Source organism: Actibacterium sp. MT2.3-13A (assembly GCF_018139985.1).
Taxonomy (GTDB): Bacteria; Pseudomonadota; Alphaproteobacteria; order Rhodobacterales; family Rhodobacteraceae; genus JAGSOU01.
In genome coordinates, this window is record NZ_JAGSOU010000003.1 from 222,971 (window position 1) to 246,482 (window position 23,512).

The window sequence follows — 23,512 nt, forward strand, 5'->3', positions numbered from 1 at the left end:
TGAGCGGTGATCTACCCAAGCCCGCCGCCCCCTGCAAGAGGAAAGTCACCCCTCGGCGCGAATTTTTGCCGCCGCCCGTCGCTTGGCCCGCACCAGGTTCAGCGCCTCGACCGCGCCGGCGAACACCATCGCCGCGTAGATGAAGCCGCGCTCGACGTGGAAATGCAGGCCATCGGCCATCAGCGCCATGCCCACCATCACCAGGAAGGCCAGCGCCAGCATCTTTGTCGAGGGGTGCGCCTCGACGAAATCGGCGATCGGCTGGGCGGCCACCATCATCACCACAATCGCCACCACCACGGCGGCGACCATCACCTCCAGATGGTCGGCGATGCCCACTGCGGTGATCACGCTGTCGAGCGAGAACACCAGGTCCAGCATCATGATCTGCACGATCACCGCGGCAAAACCGGCACGCACGGCGCCGCCCTCGTGATGGGTGCCGTCCTCGACCTCGTCGAAGATCTCGGTCGAGGCCTTCCAGATCAGGAACAGGCCGCCGGCCAGCAGGATCAGGTCGCGCCAGGAGATGCCGAAGTCCGCGACGGTGACGAAGGGTTCGGACAGGGTCACGATCCAGGCGATCGAGAACAGCAGCGCCACGCGCAGCGCCAGGGCGCCGATCAGCCCGATGAACCGGGCCCTCCCGCGTTGCTCCTCGGGCAGTTTCGAGGCGGCGATCGAGAGGAAGATCACGTTGTCGACGCCCAGCACGATCTCCAGCACGGTCAGCGTCAGGAACGAGGCCCAGACGGCCGGGTCGGTCAGAAGTTCCAGCATGGTGTTCTCCTCAGAAAAACGGGCCGGCGTGGGCGGGGGCCGAGGGCTGCGCCGGGGCCTTCGCCGCCGATGCCGATTTGCTCCAGACCTAGCGGTCCTTGGCGGGCATTTCCAGCGGTCTTGAGACGGGCAGGGCCGCACGCCACTGTGTGACGCGCGGCCCCGGTCTCGTCTGCGGCGCGTTTACGCCTCGTATTCCACCAGCAGGTCCTTGGCGTCGATCTGGGCGCCGGGGGTGACGTGCACCGCCTTGATGACGGCGGCGCGTTCGGCGTGGATGCCGGTCTCCATCTTCATCGCCTCGATGGTCAGCAGCAGGTCGCCCTCGCTGACCTTCTGCCCGGCCACCACCGCGACGGTGGCGACCACGCCGGGCATCGGCGCGCCGAGATGGGCGGGGTTGCCCTGTTCGGCCTTGGGGCGGGCCGCGGTCTTGGCCTTGACCTTGCGGTCGGGCACGCGGATCACCCGGGGCTGGCCGTTGAGTTCGAAGAACAGCTTGGCCTCGCCCTCCTCGTTGGTTTCGCCCACCGCCTGCATGCGGATCTCCAGCGTCTTGCCGGGGTCGATCTCGGCGGTGATCTCCTCGCCCGCCTCCATGCCGTAGAAGAAGGCATGGGTGGGAAGCGTCCGCACCGGGCCGTAGATCTCGTGGCGCGCCATGTAGTCGGTGAAGACCTTGGGATACATCAGGTAGCCGTTCAGGTCCTCGTCATCGACCGGCTTGCCATCGAGCCTGGCCGAGGCTTCGGCGCGCGCGGCCTCCAGGTCCACCGGTTTCAGGTGCTTGCCGGGGCGTTCCAGGTTGGGCTTCTCGTCCTTCAGCACCTTCCTGACGATCTTCTCGGGGAAGCCGCCCGGCGGCTGGCCGAGATTGCCGCGCATCATGTCGATGACGCTGTCGGGGAAGGCGACCTCGATTTCCGGGTCCTCGACCTGTTCGCGGGTCAGGCCCTGGCTGACCATCATCAGCGCCATGTCGCCCACCACCTTGGAACTCGGCGTCACCTTCACGATGTCCCCGAACATCCGGTTGACGTCGGCATAGGTCTGGGCGACCTCGTGCCAGCGCTCCTCCAGCCCCAGGGAACGCGCCTGCGCCTTGAGGTTGGTGAACTGCCCGCCCGGCATCTCGTGCAGGTAGACCTCGGAGGCGGGCGCCTTCAGCCCGGCCTCGAAGGCCGCGTATTGGGCGCGCACCGCCTCCCAGTAGTCCGAGATCTGGCGCACCGCGCCGATGTCGAGCCCGGTCTCGCGATCGGTGTTGCGCAGCGCCTCCACGATCGAGCCGAGGCAAGCCTGCGAGGTGCCGCCCGAGAAGGCGTCCATCGCCGCATCCACCGCATCCACCCCCGCCTCGCTGGCCGCCAGGATCGTGGCGCCCGCGATGCCGCTGGTGTCGTGGGTGTGGAAATGGATGGGCAGGCCCACCTCTTCCTTCAGCGCGCGGATCAGCGCGGTGGCGGCCGCGGGCTTCAGCAGGCCGGCCATGTCCTTCAGCCCCAGCACATGGGCGCCGGCGGCCTCCAGTTCCCTGGCCATGCCGACATAGTATTTCAGGTCATACTTGGCGCGGTCGGGGTCGAGGATGTCGCCGGTGTAGCAGATCGCGCCCTCGCAGACGCGGCCGGTCTCGATCACCGCGTCCATGGCGACGCGCATGTTCTCGACCCAGTTCAGGCTGTCGAAGACGCGGAACACGTCCACCCCGGTCTCGGCGGCCTGACGCACGAAGCTCTGCACCACGTTGTCGGGATAGTTGGTGTAGCCCACGCCGTTCGAGGCGCGCAGCAGCATCTGGGTCAGCAGGTTGGGCATGGCGGCGCGGAGGTCGCGCAACCGCTGCCAGGGGCATTCCTGAAGGAAGCGATAGGCCACGTCGAAGGTCGCCCCGCCCCAGCATTCGACGGAGAAGAGCTGCGAGAGGTTGGCGGCATAGCTTGGCGCCACCTTGATCATGTCGATCGAGCGCATCCTTGTCGCGAGCAAGCTCTGGTGCCCGTCGCGCATGGTGGTGTCGGTCAGCAGAAGCTGTTTCTGATCCTTCATCCACGCCGCAAGCCCCTCGGCACCCTTCTGGTCGAGGACCTGCTTGCTGCCCGCGGGGGGTGTTTCGACCCGGGGCCTCGGCGCGCGCGGCGGCCTGGCCTGGGCCGCGGGCCTCGGGCGGCCCTCAGTCTCGGGGTGCCCGTTCACCGTGATGTCGGCGATATAGGTCAGGATCTTGGTCGCCCGGTCCTGGCGCGGCGCGAACTGGAACAGCTCGGGCGTCTGGTCGATGAACTTGGTGTGATACTCGTTGTTGAGGAACTTGGGATGTTTCAGCAGGTTCTCGACGAAGGCGATGTTGGTGGCCACGCCGCGGATGCGGAACTCGCGCAGGGCGCGGTCCATCCGCGCGATGGCGGCCTCGGGGGTGGGCGCCCAGGCGGTGACCTTTTCCAGCAGGCTGTCGTAATAGCGGGTGATCACCGCGCCCGAATAGGCGGTGCCGCCATCGAGCCGGATACCCATCCCCGTGGCCCCGCGATAGGCGGTGATGCGGCCGTAATCGGGGATGAAGTTGTTCAGCGGATCCTCGGTGGTGATCCGGCATTGCAGCGCGTGGCCGCGCAGCTCCACGTCATATTGCGTGGCAACGCCGGTGGCCTCGACCAGGCTCTTGCCCTCGGCGATCAGGATCTGGGCGCGCACGATGTCGATGCCGGTGACCTCCTCGGTCACGGTGTGCTCGACCTGGATGCGGGGGTTCACCTCGATGAAGTAGAACTCGCCCGTGTCCATATCCATCAGGAACTCGACGGTGCCGGCGCATTCGTAATGCACATGCTCGCAGATCTTCTTGCCGAGATTGCACAGCCGCTCGCGCTGCGCCTCGGAGAGGTAGGGGGCAGGGGCCCGCTCCACCACCTTCTGGTTGCGCCGCTGGACCGAGCAGTCCCGCTCCCACAGGTGGTAGATATGCCCATGCGTGTCGCCGAGGATCTGCACCTCCACATGGCGGGCGCGCTGGATCATCTTTTCCAGATAGCCCTCGCCGTTTCCGAAGGCGGCCTCGGCCTCGCGCCGGCCCTCGCGGACCTTCTCCTCCAGCTCGGCCTCGCTCAGGATCGGGCGCATGCCGCGCCCGCCGCCGCCCCAGCTGGCCTTGAGCATCAGGGGATAGCCGATTTCGGCGGCCTGCCTGCGGATCTCGTCCATGTCGTCGCCCAGAACCTCGGTCGCGGGGATCACCGGCACGCCGGCCTCGATCGCAACCTTGCGCGCGCTGGCCTTGTCGCCGAGCCGCCGCATGGTCTCGGCGCGCGGGCCGATGAAGGTCAGGCCGGCGGCCTCGCAGGCCTCGACGAACGCGGGATTCTCGGACAGCAGGCCATAGCCCGGATGCACCGCGTCGGCGCCGCATTCGCGCGCCACCCGGATGATCTCGGGGATGCTGAGATAGGCCGCCACCGGGCCCAGCCCCTCGCCGATCTGGTAGGCCTCGTCCGCCTTGAAGCGGTGCAGGCCCAGCTTGTCCTCCTCGGCGTAGACGGCGACCGTGCGCTTGCCCAGCTCATTCGCTGCGCGCATCACGCGGATCGCGATCTCGCCCCGGTTGGCGATCAGGATTTTCTTGAAGTCACTCATGGGCGGGCCCTTTCGCATGGGTCTGTCCGGCGCGCCTCCCCGGCGCGACATGATGCGGAATGGGTATGGGATGCTGCGCTGCAGCGCAATACCCGCGACGACGTAATATGAAGCTTTTGTGACAGACCGCCGATTTCCGGCACCCGGGCAGGAACATTGTGCGAACAATTCTTTAACTCCGTCGCGAAGCGGTTTAGATTGCCGCCATGAGCAGATTTGACGAAGACGACGCCTTCGAAGCGGGGGCGAAACTGTCGCTGGCCGCGCGCGCCATGGCCGCGCGCCCGGCGCCTTATCTCGATGACCTGAACCCCGCGCAGCGCGAGGCGGTGGAGGCGCTGGACGGGCCTGTGCTGATGCTGGCGGGCGCCGGCACCGGCAAGACCAAGGCCCTGACAACCCGCATCGCGCATCTGCTGAACACCGGCCGGGCGCGGCCCAATGAGATCCTCGCCGTGACCTTCACCAACAAGGCCGCGCGCGAGATGAAGGAGCGCGTCGCACGCCTGCTGGGGCAGTCGGTGGAGGGGATGCCCTGGCTGGGCACCTTCCACGCGGTCTGCGTGAAGCTGTTGCGCCGGCACGCCGAACTGGTGGGGCTGAAATCGAATTTCACGATTCTCGACACCGACGACCAGATCCGCCTGCTCAAGCAGTTGATCGTGGCCGCCAACATGGACGAGAAACGCTGGCCCGCGCGCCAACTCGCCGGTCTCATCGACCACTGGAAGAACCGCGCCTGGACGCCGGAAAGCGTGCCCGCCGCCGAGGCCGCCGCCTTCAACAACCGCGGCACCGAGCTCTACGCCGCCTATCAGGAGCGCCTGCGCACCCTGAACGCGGTCGATTTCGGCGATCTGCTGCTGCACATGGTCACGATTTTTCAGCGCCACGACGACCTGCTGAAGCAGTATCAGCGCTGGTTCCGCTATATCCTGGTGGACGAATACCAGGACACCAACGTCGCCCAATACCTGTGGCTGCGGCTGCTGGCGGGCGGGCATCACAATATCTGCTGCGTGGGCGATGACGACCAGTCGATCTATGGCTGGCGCGGCGCCGAGGTCGGCAACATCCTGCGCTTCGAGAAGGACTTTCCGGGCGCCAAGGTGGTGCGGCTGGAGCAGAATTACCGCTCCACCCCGCATATCCTGGCCGCGGCCTCGGGCGTGATCGACGCCAACCAGGGGCGGTTGGGCAAGACCCTGTGGACCGACGCCCAGGACGGCGAGAAGGTCCGCCTGATCGGTCACTGGGACGGCGAGGAGGAGGCGCGCTGGATCGGCGAGGAGGTCGAGGCGATGCAGCGCGGCACCCGCGGGATGCGCCCCTTCACGCTGGACGAGATGGCGATCCTGGTGCGCGCCAGCCACCAGATGCGCGCCTTCGAGGACCGTTTCCTGACCATCGGGCTGCCCTACCGCGTGATCGGCGGCCCGCGATTCTACGAGCGGATGGAGATCCGTGACGCGATGGCCTATTTCCGCGTGGCCACCAGCCCCGACGACGACCTCGCATTCGAGCGGATCGTGAACACGCCCAAGCGCGGCGTCGGCGACAAGGCGCTGCAGACCATCCAGCGCACGGCGCGCGCCAATGGCGTGTCGCTGCTGGAGGGGGCGCGGCTGCTGATCGACGCGGGCGAGATCAAGGGCAAGGCGCGGGGTGCGCTGGCGGCGCTGATCCAGGGGTTCGACCGCTGGCACCGCGCCGCGGTCGCCGGCGCCAACCATATCGAGCTGGCCGAGCAGATCCTCGACGAATCCGGCTATACCGAGATGTGGGTGAACGACAAGACGCCCGAGGCGCCGGGGCGGCTGGAGAACCTCAAGGAACTGGTCAAGGCGCTGGAGCAGTTCGAGAACCTGCAGGGTTTCCTCGAACATGTCGCGCTGATCATGGACAACGAGACCGACGAGGGCGGCCCGAAGATTTCCATCATGACGCTGCATGCCGCCAAGGGGCTGGAGTTTCCCGCCGTCTTCCTGCCGGGCTGGGAGGACGGGCTGTTCCCGTCGCAGCGGGCGATGGACGAGACCGGCCTGAAGGGCCTGGAGGAGGAGCGGCGGCTCGCCTATGTCGGCATCACCCGCGCCGAGGAACTGTGCACGATCTCCTTTGCTGCCAACCGCCGGGTCTATGGCCAGTGGCAATCGGCGCTGCCCTCGCGGTTCATCGACGAACTGCCCGAAAGCCATGTCGAGGTGCTGACGCCGCCGGGCCTCTATGGCGGGGGCTACGGCGCGGCGGCGGCGCCGTCGGGCGCGGGGATCGAGGACCGCGCGGCCAGCGCCAATGTCTACAACTCGCCGGGCTGGAAGCGGATGCAGGCACGCAGCACCGCGCGCCCGATGAGCCAGCCGCGCGAGAGCCGCGCGATGGTGATCGACGCCGAGGCGATCTCGTCCTTCACGGCCGGAGACCGGGTGTTCCACCAGAAATTCGGCTACGGCACGGTGATGGGGGTCGAGGGCGAGAAACTGGACGTCGAGTTCGACAAGGCGGGTGCCAAGAAGGTGGTCGCGCGTTTCATCGTCTCTGCCGCCCAGGCCGACGACGTGCCGTTCTGAGCGGGAACGCCTTTTCCGCGAAAAGCGATCGAGATTTCGCATGAATTTCCGGTGCGGCGGCGGCGCGTCGCCCGCGCCATCCGGCCCCAACCCGTAGAAAGGCGCCTGCGGGCGCTACCCCTGTTCGGCGCGATCTTTGCCCGGCCGGTGGCCTCTGGCTGCGCGCGCGATCCCCGAAAACAAAAAAAACGGCGACGCCAGGGAGGAGGAGGGCGCCGCCGTTCTTGTCAGCGCCGGACCTCAGGGAGGAGGAGGAGGCCGGGCGCATCTCGGGTGAAACTCAATCGAGTTCCGAATAAGGGGGCGGCGGCGCAGGGAGGAGGAGAGCGCCGCCGCTCATTACAGAAAACCCAGGGAGGAGGAGGGGTTTCCTGATCTCTTGTATCTCGTCTCAGGCGCCGTAGGCGGCCTCGTAGGCCACGCGGCGCACCATCGAGCGGTGGAGGCCGAGGTCGGCCAGTTCACGCGCGCTCAGCGTGTTCAGTTCGCGCACGGTCTGGCGATACATGCGCCGGCGCGCCAGTTTCTCCTGGATCTCGCGGAAGCCAGCCCGCAGCCATTCGGTGATGCTGAGCTGTGCGACTTCGATGTGCTGTGCATGTGCCATGGTTCAAACCTCGGATCGTCGTATTCGGTTAAGCGGGTGTTGCCCGCGGCGTTGAGGTGAAAATAGCCCAATGCTGCGGATGCACAATGGTTTGCGTCATCAATGCCGCCATGCAGAAAATGCATAAGTGATGCTGACGTATTTTTCGGATGCCCGTTTGCTGTGCGGACCGCCGGGGGCTGCATGGCCCGGTGCCCGGAAAATCGGCGCGGCGTGGATCTTGCCCCCTCCGGGGCGGGCGGCCATATCGGGTGTGAAGCAACCGGAGAGCCTGACATGCCCGTGACCCGCGAGACGATTCTGGACAGCCTGGCGCGGCTGGCACTGCCCGATGGCGGCGACCTTGTCTCGCGCGACATGGTGCGCGCGCTGAGCGTCGAGGGCGGCGCGGTGCGCTTCGTGCTGGAGGCCGAGAGCCCAGACATGGCCGCCCGGATGGAGCCGCTGCGCCGGGCCGCCGAAGAGGCGGTGCGCGCGCTGCCGGGGGTGGAAAGCGTCTCGGTGGTCCTGACCGCACACGGGCCGGCGGCGCAGGCATCCGCGCCGGGGCTCAAGATCGGCCGCCATGCCGCGCCCGGCGGCGTGACCCGCCCCGAGGGGGTCGACCGCATCCTGGCGGTGGCCTCGGGCAAGGGCGGCGTCGGAAAATCCACCGTCGCCTCGAACCTCGCCGTGGCGCTGGCCCGGCAGGGGCGGCGGGTGGGGCTGCTGGATGCCGATATCTACGGCCCTTCGCTGCCGCGCATGATGGGGGTGTCCGGCCGTCCGGCCTCGCCCGACGGCAAGACGATCCTTCCGCCCAGGGCGCATGGGGTCACGCTGATGTCGATCGGCCTGATGGTCGATCCCGCGCAGGCGGTGGTCTGGCGCGGGCCGATGCTGATGGGGGCGCTGCAGCAGATGCTGGGGCAGGTGCAATGGGGCGCGCTGGACGTGCTGATCGTCGATCTGCCGCCGGGCACGGGTGACGTGCAGCTGACGCTGTGCCAGCGCGCGGCGCTGACCGGGGCGCTGGTGGTCTCCACCCCGCAGGACGTGGCGCTGCTCGACGCGCTGAAGGCGATCGACATGTTCGAGCGCCTCAAGACCCCGGTGCTGGGGCTGATCGAGAACATGTCGTCCTTTTACTGCCCGCATTGCGGCGGCGAGAGCCATATCTTCGGCCATGGCGGCGTGCGCGCCGAGGCTGGACGGCTGGGCTTGCCCTTCCTGGGCGAGTTGCCGCTGGCGCTGGAGGTGCGCGAGGCGGGCGATGCAGGCCGGCCGGTGGCGCTGGGCGAGGGGCCTGTGGCCGAGGCCTATGCCGCGCTGGCGCGCGGGCTGGTGGCGGGCGGCATGGCCTGAACCGGCGGGACCGCGGCGCGCCGCGTCGTTGTCGAGGGCATGAGGGGGCTTTGCCCCCTCACACTCCCCCAGGATATTTCTGCCAGAAGAAACATGGGGCGGGGCGCCTGGGTGGTCCGAGCGCTTATGGGAAATGGTGGGAACGATTTGCGCCGGCGCCCGTTCCGCGTGGCGGTGCGCGAATCACTTTGGCGCCCCGCGCCTTCTGAAGGGCGGTTTCGCGGCGTTTTCAGAGACGCGGAGGGGCTGGTTCCCGGTTCGCAAGTGGGAATTTTGGGAAATCGCGGGATTTTCTTCTCCCGGTGATTTCTCGCTACATGTTGTGTGTGCGATTCGATGTTCTGCCAGATGATCCGCCCACCGGGGGTCAGATGCTCACAAGATGTTGTTTTTCATGGAGCTGTGTAGCAGAACTTGGTGTTAATTCCCGTAGATGGCTATTGATTTCCATGAATTCCCGTGGCACCTTGAGTTCATCGGATGAAGACGGGCTCAACAAGGGGCGAAAAAGAACCCCGAAGGCACCTGAGGCAGGTTTCATACACGGCACCCGCTTTCTCCGAACCAAAAGATCCGACGCGCACGCGAGCAGACATCCCCCCAGGTGGCACGCGCAGTTGGACACACCCAGTGATGGGACGAGGGCGGCGGATTGGGCAGTGGCAGCAGCTCAGTCCGCCGTTTTCGTACCGGCCGGGGCAACAAGGAATGAGGGAGCGTCGGGACGGTGGCGCGCAGGTTCAGAGGCGAATACACCTTCAAGGTGGACGGTAAGGGCAGGGTGTCGATCCCGGCCCTGTTTCGCCGTGTGCTGGAGGCCGGCGACGACGCCTGGGTCGACGGCAAGCGCCCCGAACTGGTTATCGTCTACGGTGACCGGACGCAGAACTACCTCGAAGTTTACACCATGCGCGCGATCGGCGCGCTTGAGGACAAGATCGCCCGTCTTCCCAGCGGCGCGCTCAAGCGCAAGTTGACCAAGCGCATCAGTGGCTTGTCGCACCAGACCGAGGTCGATCCCGACGGCCGGCTGGTGATCCCGCAGCGCCTGCGCGAGAAGATCGGCCTCGACAAGGAGGCCTATTTCATCGCCACCGGCGACACTTTCCAGGTCTGGAACCCCGACACCTATGCCGAGATCGAGGCCGAGGAGGACGAGGCGCTGGGCGATGACCTGCCCGAGGACATCGACCTGATGGATGCGCTCGACCTGACGCTTTCGCGCTTGGGGGAGGGCTGAGCATGGCCGCGGCCGCTTCGCCCTCCGACGACCGTCCGCACATCCCCGTTCTGCTGCGCCCGCTGCTGGCGGCGGTGGCGCCGGTGCGGGGGCTGTGGCTTGACGGCACCTTCGGTGCGGGCGGCTACGCCCGCGGGCTGCTGGAGGCCGGGGCGGAGCGCGTGATCGGCGTTGACCGCGATCCGGCGGTGTTCGAAATGGCGCGGGACTGGGCGGCCGCCTACGGCGACCGGCTGGTGCTGGTCGAGGGCACGTTTTCGCGGCTCGACACCTATAGCGACGAGCCGCTCGACGGGGTGGTGCTGGATCTCGGCGTCAGCTCCATGCAGATCGACCAGGCCGAGCGCGGCTTTTCCTTCATGCAGGAGGGGCCGCTCGACATGCGGATGAGCCAGTCCGGGCCCTCGGCCGCCGATCTGGTGAACACGGCCGATGAAGAAGACCTGGCCGATATCCTCTATCATTACGGCGAGGAACGCGCCTCGCGCCGCATCGCGCGGGCCATCGTTGCGGCGCGCAAGATCCGGCCCTTCGAGACCACCGCCCAGCTGGTCGCGGTGATCGAGCGCTGCCTGCCGCGCCCCAAGCCCGGACAGAGCCATCCGGCGACCCGCAGCTTCCAGGCGATCCGCATCGCGGTGAACGACGAGCTGGGCGAGCTGGTGGCCGGCCTGATCGCCGCCGAACGGGCGCTGAAGCCGGGCGGAAAGCTGGCCGTGGTCACCTTCCATTCCATCGAGGACCGGATCGTGAAGCGCTTCCTTCAGGCGCGTTCCGGCGGGGGCGGGCGGGGCAGCCGCTACGCGCCCGAGATCGAACAGGAAGAACCGCAGTTCCGGCTGCTCAGCCGCCGCGCCATCGGCCCGGACGACCGGGAGCTTGAGGAAAACCCCCGCGCGCGCAGCGCCAAGCTGCGCGTGGCCGAACGGACGCAGGCGCCCAGCGGCGAGCCCGACCGCGCCGCGCTGGGCCTGCCCGCCTTGATGACAGGGAGGAAACGCTGATGCGCACGGTGCTTTACGTTCTGTCGGCGCTGGCGGTGATGGGGCTGGCCTACTGGGCCTACAACCAGAATTACCGCACCCACGAGGCGCTGAAGGAAACCCAGAGGCTGCAGGCCGAGATCGGGCGGATGCGCGAGAGCCTCGGGGTGCTGCGCGCCGAATGGGCCTATCTCAACCGCCCCGACCGCCTGCGCGAACTGGCCGATCTGAACTTCGACCGTCTGGGGCTGCTGCCGCTGCACCCCGACCAGTTCGGCGAGATCAGCAAGGTTTCCTACCCGGCGCCCGAATTGCCGGCGATCCTGAGTTCCGTCGAAGTGGTTGGTGAACGGGAGGAAAACCCATGATCCGCACGCCCCTGCGCCCGCTGGCGCGCATCCTCGAGGCACGCGCCCGCGGCGAAAACCCCGACGCGATCGAGCGCGAGAACCTGCGCCTGCGCCATGAACAGATGCGCGACCAGGCCCGGCTGCGCGCCGAGGGGCGCCTGCTGGTGCTGGGCGTGGCCTTCTTCTGCGCCTTCGTGACGGTGGGCGCGCGCATGGGGCTTCTGGCGGCGGCCGAGCCGCACGAACCCAGCGCCGCCGCCTCCAGCGCGCCGATCGTGGCGCAGCGCGCCGATATCGTCGACCGGCAGGGCCGGATCCTGGCCACCAACATGGCCACGCATTCGCTTTACGCCCAGCCGCAGCAGATGATCGACAAGGAGCGCGCGGCGCGCGAACTCGCGCGGATCTTCCCCGATCTCGACGAGGAGGAGTTGCTCAAGGATTTTACCGGCACCCGCAAGTTCCTGTGGATCCGCAAGAAAATCAGTCCCGAGCAAAAGCAGCTGGTGCATGACATCGGCGATCCCGGCCTGCTGTTCGGCCCACGCGAGATGCGGCTTTACCCGAACGGTAAGCTGGCGGCCCATATCCTGGGCGGGGCCAGCTTCGGCCGCGAGGGCGTGCATTCGGCCGAGGTGATCGGCGTCGCGGGCGTCGAAAAGGCCTTCGACGGCTACCTGCGCGACCCCGCCAATGGCGGCCAGCCGCTGCGCCTGTCGCTGGACCTGACCCTCCAGGCCGCGGTCGAGCGCGTGCTCTACGGCGGCATGAAGCTGATGAACGCCAAGGGCGCGGCCGCCGTGCTGATGAAGGCCGAAACCGGCGAGATCGTGGCGATGGCCTCGCTGCCCGATTTCGACCCCAACGACCGCCCCGCGCCGCGTCCCGGCACTCAGGCCGAGGACAGCCCGCTGTTCAACCGGGCGGTGCAGGGGGTCTACGAGCTGGGCTCGACCTTCAAGATATTCACCGCCGCGCAGGCGATGCAACTGGGCCTGGTGGGCCCCGACACGCTGGTCGACGCCAATGCGCCCATGCGCTGGGGAAAGCACCGGATCAACGAGTTCCGGAACAAGAACTACGGCCCCAAGCTGTCGGTCACCGACGTGATCGTGAAATCCTCCAACGTCGGCACGGCCAACATGGCGCTGGAGATCGGCAAGGAGCGTCAGCAGGCGTTCTTCCGCAGCCTCGGGCTGTTCGATCCGACCCCGGTCGAGCTGGTCGAGGCCCCCACCGGCAAGCCGCTCCTGCCCGCGCATTGGGGCGACATCCACACCATCACCGCCTCCTACGGTCACGGCATCTCGGCCAGCCCGCTGCACCTGGCCACGGCCTATGCCTCGGTGCTGAACGGCGGCAAGCGGGTGCAGCCGACGCTTCTGGCCGGCGGCCGCCCCGAGACCGGCGAGCGCGTGGTCTCCGAAGAGATCTCGGCCGCCGCCCGCACCATGCTGCGCGCGGTGGTGACCCACGGCACCGCCACCTTCGGCGAGGTCGAGGGCTACCGCGTGGGCGGCAAGACCGGCACCGCCGACAAGCCCAACCCGCGGGGCGGCTATTACGAGGACAAGGTGATCACGACCTTCGCCAGCGTCTTCCCCACCGACGATCCGCAATATATCCTCGTCGTCACGCTCGACGAGCCCGAGGACCGCTCCGGCGCCGAGCCGCGCCGCACCGCCGGCTGGACCGCCGTGCCGGTGGCCGCCGAGATCATCCGCCGCGCCGCTCCCCTGCTGGGTCTGCGGCCGGAGATTGCACCCACCCCGGACTTCGCGCTAACACTCGCCTCGCACTGAACGCCACGGGGGCAGAAATGACGGGTCGGGCAACAGCGAAATCACTGGCAGAGCTGGGCCTGACCGCCCAGGGCGGGCGCGAGGCGCGCGTCACCGGGCTGTCGGTGGACAGCCGTCAGGTGAAGCCCGGCCACCTCTTCGCGGCCCTGCCCGGGACCCGGGTGCACGGCGGCACGTTCATCCAATACGCGCTGCGGATGGGGGCGGGGGCGATCCTGACCGATGCCGAGGGCGCGCGGATCGCGCGCGCCGACCTGGCGGCCTCCGGCGCCGCGCTGATCGTCGCCGAGGATCCGCGCCAGGCGCTGGCCTACACCGCCGCCCTGTGGTTCGGCGCCCAGCCCGGCGTGGTGGTGGCGGTCACGGGCACCAACGGCAAGACCTCGGTCGCCAGTTTCACCCGCCAGATCTGGGAGTTGCTGGGCCACAAGGCCGCCAACATGGGCACCACCGGGGTCGAGGGCGCCTATGCCGCGCCGATGACCCACACCACGCCCGAGCCGATCACCCTGCATCGCCTCCTGGCCGAGATGGCCGAGGCCGGCGTCACCCATGCCGCGATGGAGGCGTCGTCGCACGGGCTGGCGCAGCGCCGGCTGGACGGCGTCCAGCTGACCGCGGCGGCCTTCACCAATTTCACGCAGGACCACCTCGACTACCACGCCAGCTTTGACGAGTATTTCGCGGCAAAGGCCGGGCTTTTCGCCCGCGTCCTACCCGAGGACGGGACCGCGGTGATCAATCTCGACGACCCGCGCGGGGCCGAGATGGCAGGGATCGCCCGTGCCCGCGGCCAGCGCCTGATCACGGTCGGCCGGGCCGAGGGCGCCGACCTGCGCCTGCGGGCGCAGCGCTTCGACGCCACCGGGCAGGAGTTGCGCTTCGACTGGCAGGGCAAGACGCATCACGCGCGGCTGTCGCTGATCGGCGGCTTCCAGGCCGAGAACGTGCTGGCCGCCGCGGGCCTTGTCATCGCCTGCGGCGAGGCGCCCGGCCATGTCTTCGACACGCTGCCCGAGCTGACCACCGTCCGCGGGCGGATGCAGCTGGCCGCCACCCGCGACAACGGCGCGGCCGTCTTCGTCGATTACGCCCACACGCCCGATGCGCTGGAAACCGCGCTCACCGCGCTGCGCCCGCATGTGATGGGGCGGCTGGTGGTGGTCTTCGGCGCCGGTGGCGACCGCGACCGGGGCAAGCGCCCGCTGATGGGGCAGGCCGCCGCGGCGCACGCCGATGTGGCCTTCGTCACCGACGACAACCCCCGCTCCGAGGACCCCGCCGCGATCCGCGCCGAGGTGCTGGCCGGCTGCCCCGAGGCGAACGAGGTCGCCGACCGGGCCGAGGCCATCCTGCGCGGCGTCGATGCGCTGGGGCCGGGCGACGCGCTGCTGGTCGCCGGCAAGGGGCACGAGACCGGGCAGATCGTGGGCGACGACGTGTTCCCCTTCGACGACGTGGAACAGGCCAGCGTCGCCGTGGCCGCGCTGGACGGGAGGCTGTCATGACTGCGCTCTGGACTTCTGCCGATGCCGCCGCCGCCACGGGAGGGCGCGCGACGCGCGACTGGCAGGCGAGCGGCGTCTCCATCGACACCCGCACGCTGCGGCCGGGCGACCTGTTCGTGGCGCTGAAAGACGTGCGCGACGGCCATGACTTCGTGGCGCAGGCGCTGGAAAAGGGCGCCGCGGCCGCGCTGGTCTCGCGCATTCCCGATGGCGTGGCCGAGGACGCGCCGCTGCTGGTGGTCGCGGATGTGCTGAAGGCGCTGGAGGCGCTGGGCGTGGCGGCGCGGGCGCGGACGCAGGCCCGCGTCGTGGCTGTGACCGGATCGGTCGGCAAGACCTCGACCAAGGAGATGCTGCGCGCGGTGCTGTCGGGGCAGGGGAAAACCCATGCCGCCGAAGCCAGCTACAACAATCACTGGGGCGTGCCGCTGACGCTGGCGCGGATGCCGCGCGACACCGAATTTGCCGTGATCGAGATCGGCATGAACCACCCCGGCGAGATCGCGCCGCTGGCGCGGCTTGCCCGTCCGCATGTGGCGATGATCACCACCGTTGCGCCCGCGCATCTGGCGGCCTTCGAAGATCTGGCCGGCATCGCCCGCGAAAAGGCCAGCATCCTTGAGGGGCTGGTGCCGGGTGGGGCGGCGGTGCTGCAAGGCGACCTCGACGTCAGTTCGATCCTGATCGGAAAGGCCCGTGAGGCGGGCGCCAGGATCACCCTTTTCGGTGCCGGAAAGGAAAACGATTTCAGGCTTATGTCAGCCGATCTTAAGGATGGCGCCACGATTGTCCGGGCCGAGGCCGCGGGTCGGCCGCTGCTGTTCAAGATCCGCGCCGCGGGCCGGCATTTCGCGATGAACGCGCTGGGGGTGCTGGCGGTGGCCGACGCGCTGGGGCTGGACGCGGCGCTCGCGGCCTGCGACCTCGGCGAATGGCGCCCGCCCGCCGGGCGCGGCCAGCGCGAGAGGCTGGTGCTGGACGCCGTGGACGAGCGGCTGTCGATCGACCTGATCGACGACGCCTTCAACGCCAACCCGACCTCGATGGCCGCCGCGCTCGAGGTGCTGGCGGCGACGGTGCCCGCCGACGGGGTGGGGCGGATCGCCCACGGGCGGCGCATCGCCGTGCTCGGCGACATGCTGGAGCTGGGCGCGGGCGAGATCGCGCTGCACCGCGCCCTGGCCGGCGATCCCTCGCTGGCCAAGGTCGAGCTGGTGCATTGCGTGGGCCCGCGGATGCGGGCGGCCTATGACGCCCTGCCGCCGCGCCAGCGCGGCCAGTGGCACGAAACCGCCGAGGCCCTGGCGCGGCGGATCGGCTCGCTTGTGGACGCGGGCGATGTGGTGCTTGTGAAGGGCTCGAAGGGCAGCCGGGTCTCTCTTGTGGTTGACGCGCTGCGCAAACTGGGCCAAGCCGCGCCCACCGAGGACTGAGGACAAGAACGAATGCTCTACTGGTTGATCAAGTTTTCCGACGGCGGCGACGTGTTCAACCTGTTTCGCTACATCACTTTCCGGGCGGGCGGGGCGTTCTTCACGGCGTTGATCTTCGGTTTCATCTTCGGCCGCCCCCTGATCAACCTATTGCGGCGCAAGCAGAAAAAGGGTCAGCCCATCCGCGATGACGGCCCGCAGGGCCATTTCTCCAAGGCCGGCACGCCGACCATGGGCGGGTTGCTGATCCTCTCGGCGCTGCTGTTCTCGACCGTGCTCTGGGCGCGGACGGACAATGCCTATGTCTGGATCGTGCTGTTCGTGACGGTCTGTTTCGGGTTGATCGGCTTTGCCGACGACTACGCCAAGGTGTCGAAGAACAACACCAAGGGCGTCTCGGGCAAGCTGCGCATGGGGCTGGGGCTGCTGGTGGCGGGCTTCGCCGGCTACGCGGCCACCCAGGTGCATTCGGCCGAGCTGTCGGGCCAGCTGGCGTTGCCGGTGTTCAAGGACGTGCTGATCAACATGGGGGTGTTCTTCGTCCCCTTCGCGATGATCGTGATCGTGGGCGCGGCCAATGCGGTCAACCTGACCGATGGGCTGGACGGGCTGGCCATCATGCCGGTGATGATCGCGGCCGGAACGCTGGGCGTGATCGCCTATGTCGTCGGCAACTCCAACTTCTCCGAATATCTCGATGTCCATTATGTGCCCGGAACCGGAGAGATCCTGATCTTCACCGCCGCGCTGATCGGGGGCGGCCTGGGCTTCCTGTGGTACAACGCGCCGCCGGCGGCGGTGTTCATGGGCGACACCGGCAGCCTTGCCCTTGGGGGGGCGCTCGGGGCGATCGCGGTGGCCACCAAGCACGAGATCGTGCTGGCCATCGTTGGCGGGCTGTTCGTGGTCGAGGCGCTGAGCGTGATCATCCAGGTGCTCTATTTCAAGCGCACCGGAAAGCGGGTGTTCTTGATGGCGCCGATCCACCACCATTTCGAGAAGAAGGGCTGGGCCGAGCCGCAGATCGTGATCCGGTTCTGGATCATCAGCCTGATCCTGGCGCTGATCGGCCTCGCCACGCTGAAGCTGCGCTGAGGCGGGCTTCGGCGCATATCGATTCCACCCGCGTTTTCAGATGACCGCCCGACCCGCCGCTTGAGGGGCGGGCGCGGCCCTCTGTTCCGCGCTCGACGCCGCTTGCAATTCGGCGCGTGCCCGGTGCATCTTCGCGCCGACCAAAAGGAGGGCAGGCAATGATCCCCGTGCGTGGTTACAAGGGCGCCAAGGTCGCCGTTCTGGGGCTGGGCCGCTCGGGCCTGTCGGCGGCGCGCAGCCTGCGCGCGGGCGGGGCCGAGGCCCTGGTCTGGGACGATAACGCGGAGGCCCGCGCCCGCGCCGAGGCCGAGGGGTTCGCCGCCCATGACCTGACCCGCGAGGGCGCCTTCGCCGGCGTGGCCGCGCTGATCGTCAGCCCCGGCATCCCGCATCTCTATCCCGCGCCGAACCGGGTGGTGGCGGCGGCCTGGGCGGCCGGCGTGCCGGTGGACAACGACATCGGGCTGTTCTTCCGCTCGCTCGCGCTGGACGCGTGGGAAAATTACGACGTCCTGCCCAAGGTGATCGCGGTCACCGGATCGAACGGCAAATCCACCACCTCGGCGCTGATCCACCATGTGCTGAGCGACGCCGGCCGCGACAGCCAGCTGGCCGGCAATATCGGGCGCGGGGTGCTGGACATCGCCCCACCGGGCGACGGCGGCGTGGTCGTGCTGGAACTGTCGAGCTACCAGACGGAGCTTGCGCGCGCGCTGACCCCTGATGTGGCGGTCTTCACCAATCTGTCGCCCGATCACCTCGACCGGCACGGCGGCATGGGCGGCTATTTCGCGGCCAAGCGGCGGCTCTTCGCCGAGGGTGGCCCCGACCGCGCCGTCGTCGGCGTGGACGAGGACGAGGGGAAATTCCTGGCCAACCAGCTGTCGGAGGGGGCGGGCGACGACCGGGTGATCCGGATCTCGGCGGCCGGAAAGCTGTCGGGCTCCGGATGGTCGGTCTATGCGCGCAAGGGCTTCCTCGCGGAGTTCCGCAAGGGCCGGCAGGTGGGCGCGATCGACCTGCGCGCCATCGCCGGGCTGCCCGGCGCGCACAACCACCAGAACGCCTGCGCCGCCTATGCGGTGGCGCGCACGCTGGGCGTGTCGCCAAAGCAGATCGAGCGCGCCTTCCACGGTTTCGAGGGCCTGCCGCACCGCAGCCAGCGGGTGGCCGAGAGGGACGGCGTGGCCTATGTCAACGATTCCAAGGCCACCAATGCCGACAGCGCGGCCAAGGCGCTGGCGGCCTTCCCGCGCATCCGCTGGATCTGCGGCGGGCTGGAGAAGGACGGCGGCCTGGGCGCGCTGACGCCCTATCTGGGCAATGTGGTCAAGGCCTATGTCATCGGGCGCGAGGCGCGCGGTTTCGCGCTCAACCTCGGCGACACGCCGCATGAGATCAGCGAGACCATGGCGCGCGCGGTGCGCGCTGCGGTGGCGGAGGCGCAGCCCGGCGAGACCGTTCTGCTGGCCCCGGCGGCGGCGAGTTTCGACCAATACGACAATTTCGAGCAGCGCGGCGAGGATTTCATCGCCGAGGTGACGCGCGCGCTGCGGGCGTGACCGGGTTCAGCCGCGCCGCAGGGCGCGCGGCAGGGCAGGGCGCGGCCGGCGAGGGCGGCGGCGGGCGACGGCGCGCGCGGCGCCGTCGGATGCCTCCGGCGGGGATATTTGGGGCCAGAAGAAAAGGGTCCCTGCGCGCCCTTGCCCCGGCCGGCGCGATCCGCGTCGGCGGCGGCGCGGCGGGCGGCAGAAAATAATTTTCGTCGCGCGTGAAATACCCTCTTGCACCGACTCGGCCTTGGCCCTATCTGCCCGCGCACAGACGCCAACGCACGCGCCTCTGGCCGGGCCCTCAACGAGCCCCGCGTTTATGTAGCGACGGTAACGTCTCCCTTGGAAGTGAGCGGCCATATATGGCCGGGTCTATTGGAGATGACCATGAACGCTACGATCACCGACTTCGTCGGCCGCGCTGCCATTGCGCCTGCATCCCGCATCGAAACCTTCATCCGCAGCACCGTCTTCGACCGCCCGACGCTGGTTCTGGACCGCGAGGCGGTGGCCGGTCAGTACCGCGCGCTGAAGGCCGGGCTGGGGCGGGCGGCGATCCACTATGCCGTCAAGGCCAACCCGGCGCGCGAGATCATCGAGACGCTGATCGCTGAGGGCGCACATTTCGACGCCGCCTCGCGCGGCGAGATCGAGCTGTGCCTCGGCCTGGGCGCGGCGCCCGAGCATATCTCCTTCGGCAACACGGTGAAGCGCGCCAGCGACATCGCCTTCGCGCATCACGCCGGGATCACGCTGTTCGCGGCCGATGCCGAGGAGGAGCTGGAAAAGATCGCCGAGCATGCGCCCGGCGCCGAGGTCTACATCCGCCTGATCGTCGAGGCCTCGCAGGCCGACTGGCCGCTGACCCGCAAGTTCGGCTGCGCCCGCGACAAGGCGCTGTCGCTGCTGGCGCTGGCGCGCGAGCTGGGGCTGCGCCCGGTCGGCTTCTCCTTCCATGTCGGCAGCCAGACCCGGCGCGCCGAGATGTGGACGGCGACGCTGGACCAGGTGGCGGCGATCTGGCGCGCGGCGCAGGAGGCGGGCTTCGGCCTGACGCTGCTGAACATCGGCGGCGGTTTCCCGGCCTTCTACGGCGAGGCGGTGGATCACCCCACCAGCTATGCCGCGCGGGTGATGGAACTGGTCGCCGAGCGGTTTGGCGATGTGGCGCGCGTGATGGCCGAGCCCGGCCGCGGGCTGGTCGCCGAGGCGGGCATGATCGCCGCCGAAGTGCTTCTGGTGTCGAAGAAATCCGAGGATGACACCCATCGCTGGGTCTATCTCGACATCGGCAAGTTCTCGGGCCTGGCCGAGACCATGGACGAGGCGATCCGCTACCAGTTCGTGACCGACCGCGGGCACGAGCCGACGGGCGCCTGCATCCTGGCCGGTCCCTCCTGCGACAGCGCCGATGTGCTGTATGAGAAGCGCCCGGTGCAGCTGCCGGTGGGCCTGCGCGCCGGCGACCGTGTGATCATCCGCGCCTGCGGGGCCTATACGTCGAGCTACTCCTCGGTGGGCTTCAACGGCTTCCCGCCGCTCGACGTGGTGGTGATCTGAGACCGGGCCTTGCCCCGTCCTCTCCCCGTGGCTAGGCTGACCGGCCCGGGGGGAGGACCGCGATGCCCGATATCACGCAACAGGCCGCCGCGCATTGGGACGCGGCCTACGAGGGCCGCGCCGAGGAGGCGCTGACCTGGTTCCAGGCGCGTCCCGAGCCGTCGCTCGGGCTGATCGCGCGGCACGCGGGGCCGGGGGCGGCGGTGCTGGACGTGGGCGGTGGCGCCGCGCGGCTGGCCGATGCACTGCTGGAGGCGGGCCAGGCCGACGTGACGGTGCTGGACCTGTCGCAGGTGGCGCTGGCGGCGGCGCGGGCGCGGCTGGGCGCGCGGGCCGATGCGGCGCGCTGGATCCGCGCCGATGTCACCCGCTGGGCGCCACCGCGCGAATACGACCTGTGGCACGACCGGGCGGTGTTCCATTTCCTGACCGAGCAGGCCGATCGCGCGGCCTATGTCGCCACGCTGCTGCGCGCGCTCAGCCCCGGGGGCGTGGCCATCATCGCCACCTTCGCGCCGGACGGGCCCGAGGCATGCTCGGGCCTGCCGGTGCAGCGCTATTCCCCCGAGACCCTGACCGCGACGCTGGAGGCGCTGGCCCCCGGCGCCTTTGCGCGCATCGGTGCCGAGGCCCATGTCCACGAAACCCCGTCCGGGCGGCGGCAGAGCTTTCAGTTCAGCCTGTTTCGCCGCGCCGGACCCGCCTAAAGCGCTGGAAACGCGGCCTCATCCGGGGTAGACTGAGGCGCAGACCCGGAAAACGGGCGCGAACAGAGGCAGATCGAGGCGGTATCCGATGACCGAAATGGTGTATGGCACCGTGCCCATCCGGGCGGGTGAACCGATTCTTCCCCGCTGGTGGCGAACGGTCGACAAGCTGACCATGTCCTGCATCCTGATCCTGTTCGGGATCGGGCTGTTGCTGGGGCTGGCCGCGTCGCCGCCGTTGGCCTCGAAGAACGGGTTCCAGCCTTTCCACTATGTCGAGCGGCAGGCGATCTTCGGCGGGCTGGCCCTGTGCGTGATGCTGCTGACCTCGATGATGTCGCCCAACCTGGTGCGGCGGCTGGGGGTTGTGGGCTTTTTCGGCGCCTTCGTGGCGCTGGCGCTGCTGCCAGCGCTGGGCACCGATTTCGGCAAGGGCGCGGTGCGCTGGTATTCGCTGGGCTTCGCCTCGGTGCAGCCCTCGGAATTCCTGAAGCCCGGTTTCGTCATCCTCGCGGCCTGGCTGATGGCTGCGAGTCAGGAGATCAACGGCCCGCCGGGCAGGACGTTCTCCTTCGGGGTCGCCATCGTGATCGTGGGGTTCCTGGCCATGCAGCCCGATTTCGGGCAGGCGGCGCTGATCCTGTTCGCCTGGGGCGTGATGTATTTCGTGGCCGGCGCGCCGATCCTGCTGCTGGTCGGCATGGCGGGGATGGTGGTGATGGGCGGGACATTCGCCTATCACAATTCCGAGCATTTCGCGCGCCGCATCGACGGGTTCCTCTCGCCCGACCTCGATCCGCGCACCCAGCTCGGCTATGCCACCAACGCGATTTCCGAGGGTGGTTTCTTCGGCGTCGGCGTCGGCGAGGGGCAGGTGAAATGGTCGCTGCCCGACGCCCATACCGATTTCATCATCGCCGTCGCGGCCGAGGAATACGGGCTGGTTCTGGTGCTGGCCATCATCGCGCTTTACGCCGTCGTCGCGGTGCGCTCGCTGTTCCGGCTGATGCGCGAGCGCGATCCGTTCATCCGGCTTGCCGGCACCGGGTTGGCCTGCATGTTCGGGGTGCAGGCGCTGATCAACATGGGGGTGGCGGTGCGGCTCCTGCCGGCCAAGGGCATGACGCTGCCCTTCGTCTCCTACGGCGGCTCCTCGCTGATCGCGGGCGGTATCGTGGCGGGCATGCTGCTGGCGATGACCCGGACCCGCCCGCAGGGTGAGATCGGCGATATCCTGATGCGCAGGACGGGGCGATGAGCGCGCCGCTTCTGGTGATCGCGGCCGGCGGCACGGGCGGGCACATGTTTCCCGCGCAGGCGCTGGCCGAGGCGATGCTTGGGCGCGGCTGGCGGGTGAGACTGTCGACCGATGCGCGCGGCGCGCGCTACACCGGCGGCTTTCCGCAGGCGGTGGAGATCGAGCAGGTCCAGGCCGCCACCTTTGCCCGGGGCGGGCTCGCGGCCAAGGCGCTGGTGCCGTTCAAGCTGGCGGCCGGGGTGGTCTCGGCGGCGCTGAAGATGCGGCGCGACCGGCCCGCCGTGGTGGTGGGCTTCGGCGGTTACCCGTCGATCCCGGCGCTGGCGGCGGCGCGGCTGCTGCGCCTGCCGTGCATGATCCACGAACAGAACGGCGTGCTGGGCCGGGTGAACCGGCTTTTCGCGGGCCATGTGGACGCCATCGCCTGCGGCACCTGGCCCACCGACCTGCCGCAGGGCGTGGAGGGCGTGCACACCGGCAATCCGGTGCGCGCCGCGGTGCTGGCGCGCGCCGGCGCGCCCTATGTGCCGCCGGGCGACTATCCGATGTCGGTGCTGGTGATCGGCGGCAGCCAGGGTGCGCGGGCACTGTCGGACAATGTGCCGGCGGCCATCGCGGCGCTGCCCGAGGATCTGCGCCGCCACCTGCGCGTCAGCCACCAGGCCCGCGACGAGGACCACGACCGGGTCGCCGCCTTCTATGACGGGCACGGCATACGCGCCGAGGTGCAGAGCTTCTTTTCCGACGTGCCCGCGCGCATGGCCGAGGCGCAGCTGGTGATCTCGCGCGCCGGGGCCTCGTCGCTGGCCGATCTGACGGCGATCGGGCGTCCGGCGATCCTGATCCCCTATCCCCATGCCGCCGCCGACCACCAGACCGCAAACGCCCGCGGGCTGGTCGAGGCCGGCGGCGCGATCCTGATCCCGGAATCCATGCTTGACGCCGCGACGCTGGCAGAGCACATCGCCGCGATCCTCTCCAACCCGGAGGCGGCGGTGCAGATGGCGCATGGCGCGCTCGCGCATGGCCGCCCCGACGCCACCGAGCGGCTGGTGGAGATGGTCGAGACGCTGGCACGCAAGGAAGGATGAG

At 68.9% G+C, this 23,512-nt stretch carries 17 protein-coding genes; 14 read left to right on the forward strand and 3 right to left on the reverse strand.

Going from position 1 to position 23,512, the window contains the following annotated elements; all coding sequences use genetic code 11:
• Nucleotides 1-45: 45 nt before the first annotated feature.
• Both KCI33_RS04625 and KCI33_RS04630 read right to left on the reverse strand, forming a co-directional pair.
• Nucleotides 46-780 carry a TerC family protein gene (locus KCI33_RS04625; protein ID WP_212523582.1) on the reverse strand — a complete coding sequence of 245 codons (735 nt, stop codon included), beginning with the start codon at nucleotides 778-780 and terminating at the stop codon, nucleotides 46-48.
• A gap of 183 nt (nucleotides 781-963) precedes the next feature.
• Complete coding sequence (locus KCI33_RS04630; protein ID WP_212523583.1) at nucleotides 964-4,410, reverse strand: pyruvate carboxylase; 3,447 nt, start codon at nucleotides 4,408-4,410, stop codon at nucleotides 964-966.
• Nucleotides 4,411-4,616: 206 nt separating this feature from the next.
• On the opposite strand from KCI33_RS04630, the gene KCI33_RS04635 reads away from it, so the two are divergent.
• Nucleotides 4,617-6,980: a UvrD-helicase domain-containing protein gene (locus tag KCI33_RS04635; RefSeq protein WP_212523584.1), complete on the forward strand. Its 2,364-nt coding sequence runs from the start codon at nucleotides 4,617-4,619 to the stop codon at nucleotides 6,978-6,980.
• A gap of 391 nt (nucleotides 6,981-7,371) precedes the next feature.
• Here the strand turns inward: KCI33_RS04635 and KCI33_RS04640 are convergent, their stop codons facing one another.
• Complete coding sequence (locus KCI33_RS04640; RefSeq protein ID WP_212523585.1) at nucleotides 7,372-7,587, reverse strand: DUF1127 domain-containing protein; 216 nt, start codon at nucleotides 7,585-7,587, stop codon at nucleotides 7,372-7,374.
• A gap of 276 nt (nucleotides 7,588-7,863) precedes the next feature.
• Here KCI33_RS04640 and KCI33_RS04645 point away from each other — a divergent pair, with 276 nt between their 5' ends.
• The 13 genes from KCI33_RS04645 to KCI33_RS04705 all read left to right on the forward strand — a co-directional run bounded on the left by KCI33_RS04645 (nucleotide 7,864) and on the right by KCI33_RS04705 (nucleotide 23,511).
• Nucleotides 7,864-8,931, forward strand: a complete 1,068-nt coding sequence (locus KCI33_RS04645; RefSeq protein ID WP_212523586.1) for an Mrp/NBP35 family ATP-binding protein — start codon at nucleotides 7,864-7,866, stop codon at nucleotides 8,929-8,931.
• Between the two features lie 727 nt (nucleotides 8,932-9,658).
• Complete coding sequence (gene mraZ / locus KCI33_RS04650) at nucleotides 9,659-10,171, forward strand: division/cell wall cluster transcriptional repressor MraZ (protein WP_212523587.1); 513 nt, start codon at nucleotides 9,659-9,661, stop codon at nucleotides 10,169-10,171.
• Nucleotides 10,172-10,173: 2 nt separating this feature from the next.
• Nucleotides 10,174-11,175: a 16S rRNA (cytosine(1402)-N(4))-methyltransferase RsmH gene (rsmH, locus tag KCI33_RS04655; RefSeq protein WP_212523588.1), complete on the forward strand. Its 1,002-nt coding sequence runs from the start codon at nucleotides 10,174-10,176 to the stop codon at nucleotides 11,173-11,175.
• Nucleotides 11,175-11,522, forward strand: a complete 348-nt coding sequence (locus KCI33_RS04660) for a cell division protein FtsL (protein WP_212523589.1) — start codon at nucleotides 11,175-11,177, stop codon at nucleotides 11,520-11,522. The genes rsmH and KCI33_RS04660 overlap by 1 nt, the downstream gene beginning before the upstream one ends.
• Complete coding sequence (locus tag KCI33_RS04665) at nucleotides 11,519-13,306, forward strand: penicillin-binding protein 2 (RefSeq protein ID WP_212523590.1); 1,788 nt, start codon at nucleotides 11,519-11,521, stop codon at nucleotides 13,304-13,306. Before KCI33_RS04660 ends, KCI33_RS04665 begins: the two co-directional genes overlap by 4 nt.
• A gap of 17 nt (nucleotides 13,307-13,323) precedes the next feature.
• On the forward strand, nucleotides 13,324-14,814 hold the full coding sequence (locus KCI33_RS04670; RefSeq protein ID WP_212523591.1) for a UDP-N-acetylmuramoyl-L-alanyl-D-glutamate--2,6-diaminopimelate ligase: 1,491 nt from the start codon (nucleotides 13,324-13,326) through the stop codon (nucleotides 14,812-14,814).
• Complete coding sequence (gene murF / locus KCI33_RS04675) at nucleotides 14,811-16,247, forward strand: UDP-N-acetylmuramoyl-tripeptide--D-alanyl-D-alanine ligase (RefSeq protein ID WP_212523592.1); 1,437 nt, start codon at nucleotides 14,811-14,813, stop codon at nucleotides 16,245-16,247. Before KCI33_RS04670 ends, murF begins: the two co-directional genes overlap by 4 nt.
• A 12-nt stretch (nucleotides 16,248-16,259) precedes the next feature.
• On the forward strand, nucleotides 16,260-17,342 hold the full coding sequence (gene mraY / locus KCI33_RS04680; protein WP_212523593.1) for a phospho-N-acetylmuramoyl-pentapeptide-transferase: 1,083 nt from the start codon (nucleotides 16,260-16,262) through the stop codon (nucleotides 17,340-17,342).
• 158 nt (nucleotides 17,343-17,500) lie between these two features.
• Nucleotides 17,501-18,904, forward strand: coding sequence for a UDP-N-acetylmuramoyl-L-alanine--D-glutamate ligase (murD, locus tag KCI33_RS04685; protein ID WP_212523594.1), 1,404 nt, complete (start codon nucleotides 17,501-17,503; stop codon nucleotides 18,902-18,904).
• Nucleotides 18,905-19,282: 378 nt separating this feature from the next.
• Entirely contained in the window at nucleotides 19,283-20,455 is a 1,173-nt protein-coding gene (locus tag KCI33_RS04690; protein ID WP_212523595.1) for a type III PLP-dependent enzyme, read from the forward strand.
• A 62-nt stretch (nucleotides 20,456-20,517) separates the two neighbouring features.
• Nucleotides 20,518-21,162, forward strand: a complete 645-nt coding sequence (locus KCI33_RS04695) for a class I SAM-dependent methyltransferase (protein WP_212523596.1) — start codon at nucleotides 20,518-20,520, stop codon at nucleotides 21,160-21,162.
• A gap of 88 nt (nucleotides 21,163-21,250) precedes the next feature.
• The gene (gene ftsW / locus KCI33_RS04700; protein WP_212523597.1) at nucleotides 21,251-22,420 is read left to right on the forward strand and encodes a putative lipid II flippase FtsW; all 1,170 of its coding nucleotides are present in this window, start codon (nucleotides 21,251-21,253) and stop codon (nucleotides 22,418-22,420) included.
• Nucleotides 22,417-23,511: a UDP-N-acetylglucosamine--N-acetylmuramyl-(pentapeptide) pyrophosphoryl-undecaprenol N-acetylglucosamine transferase gene (locus KCI33_RS04705; protein ID WP_212523598.1), complete on the forward strand. Its 1,095-nt coding sequence runs from the start codon at nucleotides 22,417-22,419 to the stop codon at nucleotides 23,509-23,511. Before ftsW ends, KCI33_RS04705 begins: the two co-directional genes overlap by 4 nt.
• The last annotated feature ends 1 nt before the right edge of the window (nucleotide 23,512 follow it).